General features: G+C 50.6%; 15 protein-coding genes and 1 riboswitch. Of the genes, 10 read left to right on the top strand and 5 right to left on the bottom strand.

The features are described from left to right. Positions 1-10: 10 nt before the first annotated feature. Positions 11-508 carry a TAT leader-containing periplasmic protein gene (locus NFHSH190041_RS16670; protein WP_261922844.1) on the bottom strand — a complete coding sequence of 166 codons (498 nt, stop codon included), beginning with the start codon at positions 506-508 and terminating at the stop codon, positions 11-13. A gap of 115 nt (positions 509-623) precedes the next feature. Between NFHSH190041_RS16670 and NFHSH190041_RS16675 the strand changes: the two genes are divergently transcribed. The 3 genes from NFHSH190041_RS16675 (at position 624) to NFHSH190041_RS16685 (ending at position 2,866) form a co-directional block, all read left to right on the top strand. After that, a complete protein-coding gene (locus tag NFHSH190041_RS16675) occupies positions 624-1,595 on the top strand; it encodes a hydrolase (protein WP_261922845.1) in 972 nt (323 codons plus the stop codon). Next, positions 1,589-1,843, top strand: a complete 255-nt coding sequence (locus tag NFHSH190041_RS16680; RefSeq protein ID WP_261922846.1) for a YheU family protein — start codon at positions 1,589-1,591, stop codon at positions 1,841-1,843. The genes NFHSH190041_RS16675 and NFHSH190041_RS16680 overlap by 7 nt, the downstream gene beginning before the upstream one ends. A 135-nt stretch (positions 1,844-1,978) precedes the next feature. Beyond that, on the top strand, positions 1,979-2,866 hold the full coding sequence (locus NFHSH190041_RS16685) for a phosphoribulokinase (RefSeq protein ID WP_261922847.1): 888 nt from the start codon (positions 1,979-1,981) through the stop codon (positions 2,864-2,866). A 255-nt stretch (positions 2,867-3,121) separates the two neighbouring features. Here NFHSH190041_RS16685 and NFHSH190041_RS16690 read toward each other — a convergent pair whose 3' ends face one another. After that, positions 3,122-3,886 carry a tetratricopeptide repeat protein gene (locus tag NFHSH190041_RS16690; RefSeq protein ID WP_261922848.1) on the bottom strand — a complete coding sequence of 255 codons (765 nt, stop codon included), beginning with the start codon at positions 3,884-3,886 and terminating at the stop codon, positions 3,122-3,124. Positions 3,887-4,294: 408 nt separating this feature from the next. Between NFHSH190041_RS16690 and crp the strand changes: the two genes are divergently transcribed. The 4 genes from crp to NFHSH190041_RS16710 all read left to right on the top strand — a co-directional run bounded on the left by crp (position 4,295) and on the right by NFHSH190041_RS16710 (position 7,370). Beyond that, positions 4,295-4,930 carry a cAMP-activated global transcriptional regulator CRP gene (gene crp, locus NFHSH190041_RS16695; RefSeq protein WP_261922849.1) on the top strand — a complete coding sequence of 212 codons (636 nt, stop codon included), beginning with the start codon at positions 4,295-4,297 and terminating at the stop codon, positions 4,928-4,930. 103 nt (positions 4,931-5,033) lie between these two features. After that, positions 5,034-5,387, top strand: a complete 354-nt coding sequence (locus tag NFHSH190041_RS16700; RefSeq protein WP_261922850.1) for a PepSY domain-containing protein — start codon at positions 5,034-5,036, stop codon at positions 5,385-5,387. Continuing rightward, a complete protein-coding gene (locus NFHSH190041_RS16705; protein WP_261922851.1) occupies positions 5,368-6,042 on the top strand; it encodes a response regulator transcription factor in 675 nt (224 codons plus the stop codon). The genes NFHSH190041_RS16700 and NFHSH190041_RS16705 overlap by 20 nt, the downstream gene beginning before the upstream one ends. Continuing rightward, the gene (locus NFHSH190041_RS16710) at positions 6,039-7,370 is read left to right on the top strand and encodes an ATP-binding protein (RefSeq protein WP_261922852.1); all 1,332 of its coding nucleotides are present in this window, start codon (positions 6,039-6,041) and stop codon (positions 7,368-7,370) included. The genes NFHSH190041_RS16705 and NFHSH190041_RS16710 overlap by 4 nt, the downstream gene beginning before the upstream one ends. Here NFHSH190041_RS16710 and NFHSH190041_RS16715 read toward each other — a convergent pair. Then, a complete protein-coding gene (locus tag NFHSH190041_RS16715; protein ID WP_261922853.1) occupies positions 7,348-8,019 on the bottom strand; it encodes a helix-turn-helix transcriptional regulator in 672 nt (223 codons plus the stop codon). The genes NFHSH190041_RS16710 and NFHSH190041_RS16715 overlap by 23 nt on opposite strands. A 427-nt stretch (positions 8,020-8,446) precedes the next feature. On the opposite strand from NFHSH190041_RS16715, the gene serA reads away from it, so the two are divergent. After that, positions 8,447-9,676, top strand: a complete 1,230-nt coding sequence (gene serA / locus NFHSH190041_RS16720) for a phosphoglycerate dehydrogenase (RefSeq protein ID WP_261922854.1) — start codon at positions 8,447-8,449, stop codon at positions 9,674-9,676. A gap of 47 nt (positions 9,677-9,723) precedes the next feature. Here serA and NFHSH190041_RS16725 read toward each other — a convergent pair whose 3' ends face one another. Beyond that, positions 9,724-9,933, bottom strand: coding sequence for a hypothetical protein (locus NFHSH190041_RS16725; RefSeq protein WP_261922855.1), 210 nt, complete (start codon positions 9,931-9,933; stop codon positions 9,724-9,726). Here NFHSH190041_RS16725 and ygfZ point away from each other — a divergent pair. Beyond that, on the top strand, positions 9,920-10,882 hold the full coding sequence (gene ygfZ, locus NFHSH190041_RS16730) for a tRNA-modifying protein YgfZ (protein ID WP_261922856.1): 963 nt from the start codon (positions 9,920-9,922) through the stop codon (positions 10,880-10,882). The genes NFHSH190041_RS16725 and ygfZ overlap by 14 nt on opposite strands. A gap of 74 nt (positions 10,883-10,956) precedes the next feature. Here ygfZ and NFHSH190041_RS16735 read toward each other — a convergent pair whose 3' ends face one another. Then, a complete protein-coding gene (locus tag NFHSH190041_RS16735; protein ID WP_261922857.1) occupies positions 10,957-12,306 on the bottom strand; it encodes an alanine/glycine:cation symporter family protein in 1,350 nt (449 codons plus the stop codon). A 111-nt stretch (positions 12,307-12,417) separates the two neighbouring features. Continuing rightward, positions 12,418-12,538: riboswitch (glycine riboswitch) on the bottom strand. A 487-nt stretch (positions 12,539-13,025) separates the two neighbouring features. Here NFHSH190041_RS16735 and NFHSH190041_RS16740 point away from each other — a divergent pair. Next, positions 13,026-13,733: an ABC transporter ATP-binding protein gene (locus NFHSH190041_RS16740; RefSeq protein WP_261922858.1), complete on the top strand. Its 708-nt coding sequence runs from the start codon at positions 13,026-13,028 to the stop codon at positions 13,731-13,733. The last annotated feature ends 9 nt before the right edge of the window (positions 13,734-13,742 follow it).

Below are 13,742 nucleotides of genomic sequence, written 5' to 3' on the forward strand. Positions count from 1 at the left end.
CGCCGTCAGGCTAAATATCCGGTTTATGATAATTCAGTGCCGCCCAGTGTTCAGGACAGGCATAAAATGCTGCCATAACCAGCTCCCGCAGCCCTAAATAGGCCTGCTGCTGCATCGCTAAATAGCCCTGTCGCCAACCGTCAAGCATGGCGATTAACTCTGCTGGCGTGCGCAGTAAGACAGGGGTAAGGCTGCCTGTCAGGATCAGCACCCCAAGGCGATTTTCCAACGTATTAAGTAGCAGCATTAACTCACTACGTTGGGGGGAGGGCAAAGTGGCAATGGTGGTATCAATGGCATCCAGGGTGCGGTCAATGGCCTGTTGGCGTGGCCCAGGCATTTGTGGCAAGGCGCCATCGAGTAATACTGGCAGCAAAATGGCAAATAAGGCACGGTGATTCTGCTGCTCGGCCCCCGGCCATTGAGATGGCGGCAGGTATACGCTGGCTCCCAGTGCCAACGCTGTTGTGGCGGCAAATGCCCCGGTCAGAAAGGTTCGTCTTTGCATAGCCTATCCTCTGGCCTGAAACAAAAGCGGATACTCAATTAACCATACGTTTTCCCGCCGGGCAAGTTTAGAATAACGAGCAATCGAGTTAAAACCGTAAAAGATACACACTGTTATGTCTGGATTCACCCCGCCTTTCTGGGCTAGAAACCCCCATGTACAAACCATTTTGCCGCTATTAACTAAGGTGGCTAAACCACAGTTACGCCGTCAGCGTCTCACCCTGTGTGATGGGGACTTTATTGATTTAGACTGGTGCGGGGTGCCAACTGAGGGGCAACCTATCGTATTGCTCATCCACGGACTAGAAGGCAGCAGTGATTCCCACTATATCCGCCGTATGCTCGCCACCTGCCAGCAGCTGAATATATGTGCTTTAGTGCATCACCACCGCAGCTGCTCTGGGGCGGCAAATCTACTGGCACGCAGTTATCACAGTGGTGAAACCGGCGATCTCAGTGCGACCTTAAGCTGGCTACAGTATCACTATCCGAGCTCTCCGATCTGGGCCGTGGGTTACAGTCTTGGCGGCAATATGTTGGCGAAATATCTCGGCGAGCGTAGCAATCATAGTTTGGTTCAGCGCGCCGCCGTTATCTCTGCGCCACTGCAACTGGCAGCCTGCTCCCGCCGACTTGAGCGGGGCTTTTCCCGGTTGTATCAGCGCCATTTGCTACGCCAGTTACAGGCAAAAACCGCTGCTAAACTGGCAAGCCCAAAGACTCGGGCACAAATGCCATTGGATGATACCACCTTAGCCAGCCTCAATACCTTTTATCGTTTTGATCACCATGTCACCGCGCCACTCCACGGTTTTAGTAGTGCAAAAAGCTATTACCAATATGCCAGCGCCTTGCCTTGGCTGATACAGATAGCGGTACCGACCCTGATCCTTCATAGCCGAGATGATCCCTTTATGACCCAGGCGGTGATCCCGAGCCCACAGCAATTATCCAAACATATCCTGTATGAATTACAGCCATATGGTGGCCATGTCGGCTTTATTGACTCTGGTCTTCCTTGGCGGCCGGGGTATTATCTTGAGCGCCGAATTATTGAATTTCTCACCGGAGCACCCAAATGCTGATCCCATACAGTGCCTTAAGCCAGCTGCCCTCAGACACAGTCGATAACCTGATCAGAGAATACCTGCTGCGTCAGGTAGAAGATGGTAGTTTTGATGCCATGTCAGATGACGCCCTGACAGCGGCCATCACCAAATGCCGACAGTCACTGGCCAAAGGCGAGCTAGTGGTGGAATACAGTGAAGATGATGAGTCCGTCGCCATTCGCCGCTGTGAAGATGTGGTCTATACCGACCCAAATGACGAATAACCTTTGCGCCATACCCCCACTATTTGACTGACTGGGAGCAATAAGGACTGATTGAACAAACTGATACGCGGTAAAATTGACCTTTTGCGCAGCGATACCGTATAACAGGAACAAACCCCATCGCAGGCCAATGGAATGTCAGCCAAGCACCCTATTATTGCCGTCACCGGTTCATCCGGTGCCGGAACCACCACTACCACCATGGCATTTCGCCATATTTTCCGGCAGCTGAGTATCGATGCCGCCTTGGTGGAGGGAGACAGTTTTCACCACTTTACCCGGGCAGAGATGGAGGTCATGATCCGCAAAGCCCAGTCAGAAAACCGTAATATCAGTTACTTCGGCCCAGAAGCTAATGACTTTGTTCGGCTGGAGCAGTGTTTTAAAGATTACGGGGATAGCGGCATAGGTGAGATACGGGATTACCTGCATACTTTTGACGAGGCGGTGCCCTTTAATCAGATGCCCGGTACCTTTACCCAGTGGAAACCCATGCCGGAAAACACTGACTTACTCTATTACGAAGGACTGCACGGCGGGGTCGTTACCGATGAGGTGGATGTCGCTAAGCATGTGGACTTACTGATTGGCATGGTACCCATCGTCAACCTGGAATGGATCCAGAAAATTGTCCGAGACACATCAGAGCGGGGGCATAGCCGGGAAAAAGTAATGGGCTCAATTCTGCGCAGCATGGATGATTATGTTAACCATATGACGCCACAGTTTTCCCGTACCCATATCAATTTCCAGCGAGTGCCAACCGTGGATACCTCCAACCCATTTTGTGCCGATGACATTCCAACGCTGGATGAAAGCTTTGTGGTGATCCGCTGCAAGGACACCACCCATGTGGATTTTCCTTATTTACTGAGCATGATCCAAGGTGCCTTTATGTCCAAGGCAAATACCATGGTGGTGCCTGGCGGCAAGATGTCTCTGGCGATGGAGCTGATTTTAACACCATTAATCAGTGAACTGATGGAGCGACGTCGCCAGTTGATTACTCCAGCGGCGGAATAGCAGTGTTACCTATGTGGCAATGCAACTGACGGTTACCCGTATGATCCGAGTCACAAGACAAATCAGTGAAACGACAAGTACTGCAATATGCAAGTTCAGTTAAGTTTGATTTAAGCCTGCCCACCTAGTCTGCAGCCATCGGTACCGCAGAGCAGTACCGGCAGCTGGCATCCCCCAAGGGAGCAGATTCCCCCATCTTGATCTGTTTGCTTCCCGGGGGTGTTAGCGAATCAATCCGCAGAGCGGGCGAACGGCTCAGTCCTCCCGGTAAGCCCGTTTCTGCAGATAATAGCTCAACCGCTTTTTAAACTCCGCTACAGTAGTGGTCGGCTCTGGGCGCTGCTGCAATGCATCAATGGCTTTTTGCTGGGTATAAACCGCCGCGGCAAAATTACCGGTTTCAGCATAAGCGGCAGCCAAGTTATCCAGCGCAGATGGATTCTGGCTATCGGATTTCACCAGTGCTAAAGCCATCTTCAGCGCTTTTTCGCCATTACGGTATTTGGCTTCCGGACAGGTAGACATCACCCAAGCCATATTGCCCAAAGCCGCATTATCACCTGCCTGTTTAAATTGGCTTAGCGCCTCACCACAGTTACGTTTTACACCGTCTCCACCATCAGCATAAATTAACCCCAGCCGAAAATTGGCCCATTTATTCCCCTGCTTAGCCATTGCCTGATACCAATGCTCAGCGGTGGACAAATTACGCGGCACATATTTGCCATCAAAATACAGATCCGCTAAGGTCTGCTGCGCTTTGATATTATCGCGCTTTGCCGCCTGTTCCACCCATTTCAGGCCGGTGGCAACATCTTGTTTGACATAACGGCCAGACAAATACATCAGCCCCAGTAAAAACTCTGCATCAGGATCCCCTTGGGCTGCATTTATCTCAATAAATGCGACCTTGGTAGCCACTGCTTCAGCCTCAGGCTGAGGAATGGCAAATCCCCAAGCCAGTGTCGATAATGACAATAAAGTCAGTCCTGCGACGGCCTTAAGCCACTGCGTTTTCATGCAGCCCCCCCAGTATTAAAGATTAAAAATAAAGTTAACCAGAAAAAGCATCCTAAGTCGCCCCCGGTAGTACAGCTGACCTTATTTATTGAATTAAAATAACTTTCACTATTTATATGACAGAGATCACACCAGAATGTGAGGCAGTCGAACATTTTTATCCGCGGGCCTAGGATAAGATGTGATTCAGGCTACAGAGTTGGCTGAATCACTGACGGATGCAGCCCCGCACAGTTGACATACATCACTAAAGTAGCAGAATAACCCGAATTTCTTTCAAGCCATTAATGGAAAGCGTCGATTGTTCCCGGTAGTAAGACCCTTATCAAGGTTTTCTTTGGTGTAATGGCGTAAAATACTTGATTAGAATATTCTAACTTTTGTTTTTATCAGTAGAGGAACGTAGGCATGGCTCTGATTGGTAAGCCAAAACCAGATCCAACTTTGGAATGGTTTTTATCCCACTGTCACATTCATAAGTATCCGGCCAAGAGCACTCTGATCCATGCTGGTGAAGACTCAGACACCCTTTATTACATTGTGAAGGGTTCTGTCGCCGTGTTGATTAAGGACGAAGAAGGCAAGGAAATGATCCTGTCTTACCTGAATCAGGGCGACTTCATCGGTGAACTGGGGCTGTTTGAAGAGCAAGCTGAGCGTACTGCTTGGGTTCGCGCCAAACAGGCATGTGAGATTGCAGAAATCTCTTATAAAAAGTTCAAGCAATTGATCCAGGTTAACCCTGAAATCCTGATGAAGCTGGCTTCCCAGATGGCACACCGTCTGCAGAGCACCAGCCAAAAAGTCGGTAACTTGGCTTTCCTGGATGTGGCTGGCCGCATTGCCCAAACCCTGCTGCACCTGGCCAAACAGCCTGATGCCATGACCCACCCAGACGGAATGCAAATTAAGATTACCCGTCAGGAAATCGGTCAAATTGTGGGTTGCTCCCGTGAAACCGTTGGCCGTATTCTGAAGATGCTGGAAGAGCAGAATCTGATCCAGGCTCACGGTAAAACCATCGTGGTATACGGTACCCGCTAAGCCCGATAATATAGGGTTCAGCTTGGTTTAAGCCAAAATCGCTAAAGTGGCGCAGAGTTAATCTGGGCCACTTTTCTTTTTTGACGGACAACCGGGAGCCTTTATGAAACGGCTGATGTTTATCGGCACAGTCAGCCTTGCCATAGGCCTGTCATCCGCCAGTGCCAATCTGGTCAACAGCGATACCGAACTGCATCATAATCAAGCCAGCCTGCTGGTCAGCGCTGGGCGCATTCTTTCCCTTCAAGATACCCTTTCCATCGTAAGCCACTATTGCAAAGGCAAATTAATCGATGCACACCTCTATCAGGAAACCGATAAATGGCGGTATGATTTGGTGTTTAAGGTCCGGGGCGGTGAATTGTTGCATCTGAGTGTCGATGCCCGCAATGGCCAGCCGGTACCCGGGCTTCCCTTACCCAGTGAATGCCGCCAAGATGAAACTACTGCTCGTTGAAGACAACCCCATGCTGGTCAGTGAATTGTATAAACAATTAAAACAGGCCGGCTATGTCACAGATACTACAGACAAGGCTGTTGAAGCCGACTACCTTATCAGCGAAACCCAATACGACTGCGTGATCCTGGATATTGGTCTGCCCGATGGCAATGGGCTGGAACTACTGGCGAATTGGCGAAAGCGTGGCGTGAACACACCTGTCATCATGCTCACCGCCCGCAGCCAATGGCATGAAAAAGTCGAAGGATTTAATGCCGGAGCCGATGATTACCTGGCCAAACCCTTCCATGCCCAAGAACTACTTGCCCGTATTCAAGCGCTGATCCACCGTGCTTCTGGCCGGATGAATTCTCCGGTAAAAACCTTAAGTTACGGCGGCGTGACCTTGGATGAATCGCAACAGACAGTCACCGTCAATGAGCAGACCTATGAGCTCACCGCCATGGAATTTCGTCTGCTGAAAATCTTTCTGATGTCACCGAAAAAGCTGCTGTCCAAAGCGCAGTTGACCGACAAGCTCTATCAATTCGATGACGAAAAAGAGAGTAATGTGGTGGAAGTCTATGTCACCCATCTACGTAAAAAACTGGGCAAAACCGCCATTGAAACCCGCCGCGGACAGGGCTATATCTTTCACGGCCAGCAGTTATGATGTCGATCCGCAGTAAACTGACCCTCTGGCTCACAGCGCTAGTGGTGCTGGGAACCATTGTGGGTATGGTGCTGTTTGAATCAACCCTGCGTCAGGCATTTCATGATTCCATCATCAACCGCCTAGAAGAAGATTTAGAGCACATTATCATGGCCACCCATTTCCATGATGGTGACATCAGCATTGATCAGTCTGCGCTATCCGTGTTTTACAAACCCGCATACTCTGGCCGGTATTTCCAGCTAAATCTGCCCAATGAGGTGATCCGCTCTCGCTCGCTGTGGGATCAAACCCTGGATATCAAGCCGCTGGGTAAGGGACAAACCCGGGTCTGGCAAGCCAAAGGACCAGAGAATCATGATATGCAGTTGCTGTCGGTGGGCTTAAGCTCCAATGTCAGCCACCAGACAGCCACCTTAACCGTCGCGCAAGATTTAAGTATCGGCCGGCAGGTTTTCAGTGAAATTTATGGAACCAAACTGCTGATCAATCTGGTCATGCTGGGGGGAATGATCGCCGGTATCTTCTTGGTACTGCGCCAATCATTTAAACCGGTAAAACAGATCCAACAATCTCTTTCCCGCTTGCGGGATGGGGAAATTACCAAGCTGGAACTGGATGATATCCCACCGGAAATTACTCCGCTGGCCCAAACTTATAATGAGCTTTTGGATTACACCACTAAACAGATCGAACGCAGTCGCAATAATATGGGTAACCTAAGCCATGGGCTAAAAACCCCACTGGCCGTCATGCAGCAACAGGTAGAAGTACTGGGGCTGCAAGACCCACAGATGGCCGAGGCGATGCAACAGCAACTGGATCTGATCCGCAAAATGGTGGAGCGCAAACTGGCCGCTGCCCGGATCACCGGCAATATGCTACCGGCTGCGCAACTCAGCGTACCGCGGGATCTGGAAAGCCTGTTCGATACCTTAGGTAAGGTACACAGGCATAAAAATATTCAGTGCAAGCTGGATCTGGATACTGACATTAGCCGCCTGCCTATTCACCGAGAAGATGGCATGGAGTTGCTGGGTAATCTGTTAGATAACGCCTATAAATGGGCAAGTAGTGAAGTACGTCTAGCGGTTCGCAACGGGGAAAAAGGCGCGGTGGTACACATTGACGATGATGGCCCGGGCGTGGCAGATAATGAGCTGGATCTGATGACCCAGCGCGGCACTCGCCTGGATGAAACCGTCATGGGACATGGCCTTGGGTTATCCATTGTGCGGGAAATTGCTGAACAATATGATATTAATATCTTGTTTGGCCGCAGTCAGGCATTAGCAGGGCTGGCCATTACTCTGGAGTTTCATCAGTAGCGGCTGGAATATGCTGCTGTGCCCAGCGCAGCAGCTCAACTCGATTACGAGACTGGGTTTTACGTAATACAGATGAAATATGCGCCTTCACCGTATGCTCACTTATGCTTAGCTGGCGGGCAATTTCCTTATTACGTGCACCACTGGCTACCAGTTGGACAATTGTCCGCTCCCGCTTGGTCAATGCCTGTAATTTAGCCTGCCGCCGCGCCAGCTCATCCGGGCTTCCCTGTTGCTGGCCTAACAACTGCTCCAGTACCCGACTTAACAGTGGCCGATCAAACCATAATTCATCATGCAGCATTTTTTCGAGCCCAGTCATCTGCAGATCCATGCGCTGATCCGCATGTAATACCCCGCGGACTCCCATTAGCAGTGCCGCTTCCATATCCATTGAATCTGGCGTGACCTGATATAGCGCCAATGGCACATATGGTGCTAAGCGAGGCACCAATAATGGAATGCCCCTTTCATCCAACGCCGCGCCCTGCTGGGCAATGAAATAAAAAGCCCGCTGCGATGGGCGGGTATCAAGCTTGGTGACATCAGTAATAATGCGGGTACAAAACCCCATGGACTCGGCCAATTGTGCCAAGTGACAACTCACCGGCGCTTGGTGCAAAAAAATCAGTTCCCGGGCGGTATCCATACATTTACCCCTTCCTTATTAGCGCAATATTTTTCTGTCATTACACAGAAATACAACTTTTATGCCCTGCAATTCAGCCTACCCTGGCCGCCTGCACCGGTGACCATCTCTCTGGCAACCATAGACATGCATGCCATTCTGGCCTGCGATAGCAGTAACATCATCCCCGGAAAGTATGAATTCCATAGAACAACAATGGATAAAACCACATGAAAATAGCGATTTAACAAATAAACCCAGCAAAATTGCACAATATCCATTGTTCGTTAGCTTGAATAAATTCTTCGTTTCCCCGCCCCTCCACAGCCAAGGGAAATAGTGCTAACGTGGATCTTCGTTTGCGCACTACCGTACCATTACAACCTCCTACATCTGTATGGTTTACAACACAGCGCCATCAAAGTTTCAGACATTACAGGTACCCGATATGGCGAAACATTCGCTTGATAAAGATAAAATTAAAATTCTGCTGCTTGAGGGCGTGCACCAGTCAGCCATAGAGATGCTGCAGCGTGCCGGCTATACCAATATCCATTGCCATAAAGGTTCCCTGACCGGGAATGAGCTGATTCAGGCCATCAGTGATGCCCACTTTATCGGTATCCGCTCCCGTACTCAGCTAACTGCGGAGGTGTTGCAACAAGCTGAAAAGCTGGTTGCTATCGGCTGTTTCTGTATCGGTACCAATCAAGTTGATCTGGCCAGTGCCGAGCAATTGGGTATTCCGGTATTCAATGCGCCATTTTCCAATACTCGCAGTGTGGCGGAGTTGGTACTGGGTGAAATCATTATGCTGCTACGCGGTATTCCGCAACGTAACGCCATCGCTCACCGGGGGGGCTGGCTGAAAAGTGCCAGTGGCAGTTATGAAGCCAGGGGCAAAACCCTTGGGGTGATAGGTTATGGGCATATTGGTACCCAACTTGGCATTCTGGCCGAAACCTTAGGCATGCGGGTGGTGTTTTATGATATTGAAGACAAACTGCCTTTAGGGAATGCCCAGCAGGTCTATACCTTGGAGCAACTGCTGGCTGTTTCGGATGTGGTCAGTTTGCATGTGCCAGAAACCCCACTGACCAAAAACATGATTGCCAGTGCCGAACTGGCCTGTATGAAGGCTGGCAGCATATTGATCAACGCCTCCCGTGGCACAGTAGTCGATATTGATGCATTAAGTGATGCTTTAGGCACAAATCATTTGGCTGGCGCGGCGATTGATGTGTTCCCCACCGAGCCAAAATCCAATGATGATGAATTTATCTCACCGCTGCGGGGACGAGATAACGTACTGCTGACTCCCCATGTCGGTGGCTCGACCCAGGAAGCGCAAGAAAACATCGGCATTGAAGTGGCCGGTAAGCTAGCAAAATATTCAGATAACGGCTCAACGGTTTCTGCGGTCAATTTCCCCGAGGTTTCCCTGCCACAGCATCAGGACACATCCAGACTGCTGCATATCCACCATAACCGGCCTGGGGTGTTAATCCAGATTAACCAAGCATTTTCGGCCAAAGGCATCAACATTGCGGCGCAGTACCTGCAAACGACCGCTCAAATTGGTTATGTGGTGATGGAAGTGGATACTACCCGGGCTGAAGAAGCTCTGGTGGAACTGAATGCCATTGAAGGAACCATTCGCACTCGGTTGCTGTTTTAATCTGCCGGGCAAGTGTCAATCATCACGGTGCTTAAGTACCGTGATGATTACTGATCACAGAGATAAATCCCTCTTTCCGCTACAGGAATATTTCCTCGCAAGAGTACCTGAGATAAACGGAATCCGTTACACTGCCAAGATACTGATCCGGGTGTGGTTGTCTGCATCTTTGTACCGGGAAACGCCCCGGACAGCCCCTCAGCGGCCTCACCTGATTGCCAGCAATTACTGCAGGAATTCATTATGACTGTTTCCATTCAAACTCCGGATTGGGTACCGGGCACCGGCACCCCTGAACTTTTGCTCTCTCCTCTGACCCATCTGGGACTTATCCGCATCAGCGGCGAGCAAACCCGCCAATTTATGCAAGGTCAGGTCACCTCAGATATCAATGGCCAACAGGCTGATGAATGGTGCTGGGGGGCGCATTGCGATCCCAAAGGGAAAATGCTGGCCAGTTTCCGCAGCCTGTTCTGGGGGGATGATCTGCTGCTGATGATGCCGGTATCCAGTGTTGCCCTTGACCTGCCACAATTACAAAAATACGCCGTCTTCAACCGAGTTGAACTCAGTGATGCTACAGAAAACTTAGCCATGGTAGGTATTGCCGGTGAGCAAGCGGCGCAGTTTGTCCGTGAGCATATTGGCACCGTGAGCGCTCAGGTCACCCAGCTGGATGACAAACTGCTGCTGCAAGATGGTGAGCGCTTTATTGTACTGCTGCCACGTGATCAGCGTGATGCCTTGCTGGCACAAGCGCCGCAAGCTGTTTATGACCACAGTGCTTGGCAACAGCTGGAAATTCTTGCCGGTTATGCCAATATCGGCGCGCACCATGCCGGTCAATATGTGCCGCAAATGTGTAACCTGCAGGCACTGGATGGCATCAGTTTTAATAAAGGCTGTTATATGGGGCAGGAAACCGTAGCGCGAATGAAATATCGCGGCGGTAATAAACGCGCGCTGTATATTGTCAAAGGGGAAATCAACGTCTTGGTCAATGATGAGAGCCAAGTGGAAATTCGCCTGGATGATGGCAGTTTCCGACGCGGCGGCAATGTCATCGAAGCGGCTCAAACCGGTAACCATGTGGTACTGACCGCAGTACTGCCCAATGACACAGATGACACGGCTGTGCTTCGCCTGGCAAGGGATGACACGAGTGAATTGTCCCTGCTGCCCCGGCCTTATAATTTAGAAGATTAATGGCACTCAAGCTGTCTTTAACAACAATAAAAAAAGCGGCTTAAAGCCGCTTTTTTTATTGTTATGATGCCAATTTACGCTGGCACACCGGCTAGTCGCAACCGGGCAAAATAACCTTGAGTTTCAGACACGATCACCTGACGCAAACCGATAATCGCAATCAGGTTTGGAATGGCCATTAAGCCATTAACACAGTCTGCCAACATCCAAATCAGGTCCAGCTTAATAAAGGCACCCATAGCGATCAAAGACAGGAAAATCAACTGATAAACCCGGCTACCGCGATCGGCCGTCAGATAAGTCCAGCAGCGCTCACCATAGTAGTTCCAGCCCAAAATAGTGGTAAAGGCAAAGCAAACCAGTGCAATCGTCACCAGATACTGACCAATCAATGCATTACCGCCAGTGGCAAAAGCTGCGCTGGTCATCGCCGCACCCGCCGCATCTCCATTCCAAACACCGGTAATAATCAGCACTAAGCCGGTCATGGTGCAGACAATAATGGTGTCAAAGAAGGTACCAGTCATGCTGACCAATCCCTGCTCTGCTGGTTCATTGGTTTTAGCGGCAGCCGCTGCAATAGGCGCACTGCCCAGACCTGACTCATTGGAAAATACCCCACGGGCAATACCAATTTGCAGCGCCATCGCAACCGTTGCCCCTAAGAAGCCACCCGCAGCTGCGGTAGGGTTAAAGGCGCTGTGCAGTACCAATTCAATTGCAGGCAAAATATTGCTGTGATTCAACCCCAAGATCCACAGGCACGCCAGCAGGTAACCAATGGCCATGGCAGGCACCAGTTTCTGTGCAACCGCCGCAATACGGCTAACGCCACCCAGAACCACAGCTGCCACCAGCACAGTCAGTGCTATCGCAGTTACCCAAGTTGGAATATGAAAGGCAATATGCATGGCATCGGTAATCGCATTTACCTGAGCAAATGTACCAATACCGAAAAAAGCGACCCCCACCCCGAACATAGCAAATAGCTTTGCCAGCCAGCCCAGACCCAACCCTTTTTCAATGTAATACATTGGGCCACCAGCAATGCGGCCATGTTTGTCGGTAGTACGGAATTTTACTGCTAACAGGCATTCGGCATATTTAGTCGCCATACCGAAAAACGCCGCCAGCCACATCCAGAACAGGGCGCCCGGGCCCCCGATTTTGATGGCGGTTGCCACCCCGACAATATTCCCTGTGCCAATGGTGGCGGACAGTGCTGTACACAATGCCGCAAAGGGTGACAGATCACCTTTCCCCTGAGCCGGCTTAAACAGCAGCCCCAGCGCCATCGGCAGGCGCAGCAATTGGATAAGCTGCAGGCGCCAGGTCAAATACACACCAGTGCCCACCAGCAGAACCAAGGTAGCCGGTCCCCAGATGATACTGTTAAGTTCAGCGATAAACTGATGAAGAGTCATGATATTCCTCGAATTTAAAACAACAAAATAAGAGGAGGAAAAGAAATGGCTGAAAGCGCCTAATAGCTGAAAGCGGCAAGAATACCGGGCAGGCAACAGGGCAAAGCAGTCATCCTCTCCTCTGTCCTTTTGCCTGAGCGTTTCACCGGTATTGCCCTCGGGGCGGTATACCGATTTTCGCCTTCGGCGCCGACTTTTCCTTTTGGCTGTCGGTCTCTCCAGAGGCTCGTCCAGTAACAGTCCACGCCTGACACTTTCGTGTTTTGGCACCTGAAAGAGTGCTTTCCCGGCAGCATCGCGGCTGCGCATTGAGGGGAAAGTTGCCTCGTCGGTGTGGGGGCGATTCCCCACTCTCCTGCTACCTTCATCCGAACGGATTATTGTGTCAGTCATAAGTGACACAATGGTGCGTGAATTTTGCATCATAAAATGCAACACAACAAGTGATGCAGATCACAGTTAATTATTTTTTTCCGACTTGCAACAATATATCTCAACAGTATGCCAAGACAGGATTTTTCGATATGCTGTGCCAGGGTCTGTTGACTTTTCATGGTTAAATTTTGTTCGAGACAAAAGCGAGTTAATCGCGGCGAGTGGTTTGCCGCATAGTTATTCTAAGCAAGAACTACTCAACACCCCCTCAGAAATGGTTCAATGACGAACAGATGTGGTGTGTCGGCAGGATGGCCGCTCAGCCACATAGCGGAGCGCATACAATGGCAGTAACAGCTCAGTTTCTTAATGTCAGTAAAGGATTCACCGACGGCAATGATTACCACAGGGTATTGGATGATGTCAGTCTGACCATCGCGGCTGGCGACACTATCGCCCTCACCGGTCCCAGCGGCAGTGGCAAAAGCACATTGCTTAATCTGATGGCGGGTTTTGAACATCCAGCCACTGGCGATATCCTGCTTGGAGGACAGTCCTGTCGTGACTGGCAGGATCGGCAGTGGAGCGCTTTTCGCCGCCGTCACCTTGGCGTTATCTTCCAGCAGTTCAATCTACTCACACCGCTAAATGTCCGCGACAATATCGCCTTTCCCCTGCACCTACTCGGCCAAACTTGGTCCCCTTGGTGTGATCATTTACTGGCAACCTTGGGGCTGACTGAACTTGCCCAGCGCAGTGTTGAGCAACTCTCCGGGGGGCAACAACAGCGGGTGGCTATTGCCCGAGCATTAGCTCACAAACCGGCACTGTTACTGGCGGACGAGCCCACGGGTAATTTGGATCAGCATGCCGGTGAATTGGTGATGGCATTGCTGACCGAACTGACCGCAGAAGCTGGCGCCAGCATTTTAATGGTCACTCATTCGCGAGAATGTGCCGGTTTTATGCAACGGCAATGGCAATTGCGGCAAGGCAAGGTGTTAGATGTCACCTCTGCGACGGCTCACCATCCCCTGTCTGCCCAAGGCTGAGGAGTTGCA

Source organism: Shewanella sp. NFH-SH190041, assembly GCF_024363255.1.
Lineage (GTDB): Bacteria > Pseudomonadota > Gammaproteobacteria > Enterobacterales > Shewanellaceae > Shewanella.

Excerpts from the sequence above, each read along its gene's own strand:
- ygfZ (WP_261922856.1), top strand. The coding sequence starts at position 9,920 with ATGACTGTTTCCATTCAAACTCCGGATTGGGTACCGGGCACCGGCACC.
- serA (WP_261922854.1), top strand. The coding sequence starts at position 8,447 with ATGGCGAAACATTCGCTTGATAAAGATAAAATTAAAATTCTGCTGCTT.
- NFHSH190041_RS16675 (WP_261922845.1), top strand. The coding sequence starts at position 624 with ATGTCTGGATTCACCCCGCCTTTCTGGGCTAGAAACCCCCATGTACAA.
- NFHSH190041_RS16710 (WP_261922852.1), top strand. The coding sequence starts at position 6,039 with ATGATGTCGATCCGCAGTAAACTGACCCTCTGGCTCACAGCGCTAGTG.
- NFHSH190041_RS16680 (WP_261922846.1), top strand. The coding sequence starts at position 1,589 with ATGCTGATCCCATACAGTGCCTTAAGCCAGCTGCCCTCAGACACAGTC.
- NFHSH190041_RS16690 (WP_261922848.1), bottom strand. The coding sequence starts at position 3,886 with ATGAAAACGCAGTGGCTTAAGGCCGTCGCAGGACTGACTTTATTGTCA.
- NFHSH190041_RS16715 (WP_261922853.1), bottom strand. The coding sequence starts at position 8,019 with ATGGATACCGCCCGGGAACTGATTTTTTTGCACCAAGCGCCGGTGAGT.
- NFHSH190041_RS16685 (WP_261922847.1), top strand. The coding sequence starts at position 1,979 with ATGTCAGCCAAGCACCCTATTATTGCCGTCACCGGTTCATCCGGTGCC.
- NFHSH190041_RS16725 (WP_261922855.1), bottom strand. The coding sequence starts at position 9,933 with ATGGAAACAGTCATAATGAATTCCTGCAGTAATTGCTGGCAATCAGGT.
- NFHSH190041_RS16670 (WP_261922844.1), bottom strand. The coding sequence starts at position 508 with ATGCAAAGACGAACCTTTCTGACCGGGGCATTTGCCGCCACAACAGCG.
- NFHSH190041_RS16705 (WP_261922851.1), top strand. The coding sequence starts at position 5,368 with ATGAAACTACTGCTCGTTGAAGACAACCCCATGCTGGTCAGTGAATTG.
- NFHSH190041_RS16740 (WP_261922858.1), top strand. The coding sequence starts at position 13,026 with ATGGCAGTAACAGCTCAGTTTCTTAATGTCAGTAAAGGATTCACCGAC.
- crp (WP_261922849.1), top strand. The coding sequence starts at position 4,295 with ATGGCTCTGATTGGTAAGCCAAAACCAGATCCAACTTTGGAATGGTTT.
- NFHSH190041_RS16700 (WP_261922850.1), top strand. The coding sequence starts at position 5,034 with ATGAAACGGCTGATGTTTATCGGCACAGTCAGCCTTGCCATAGGCCTG.
- NFHSH190041_RS16735 (WP_261922857.1), bottom strand. The coding sequence starts at position 12,306 with ATGACTCTTCATCAGTTTATCGCTGAACTTAACAGTATCATCTGGGGA.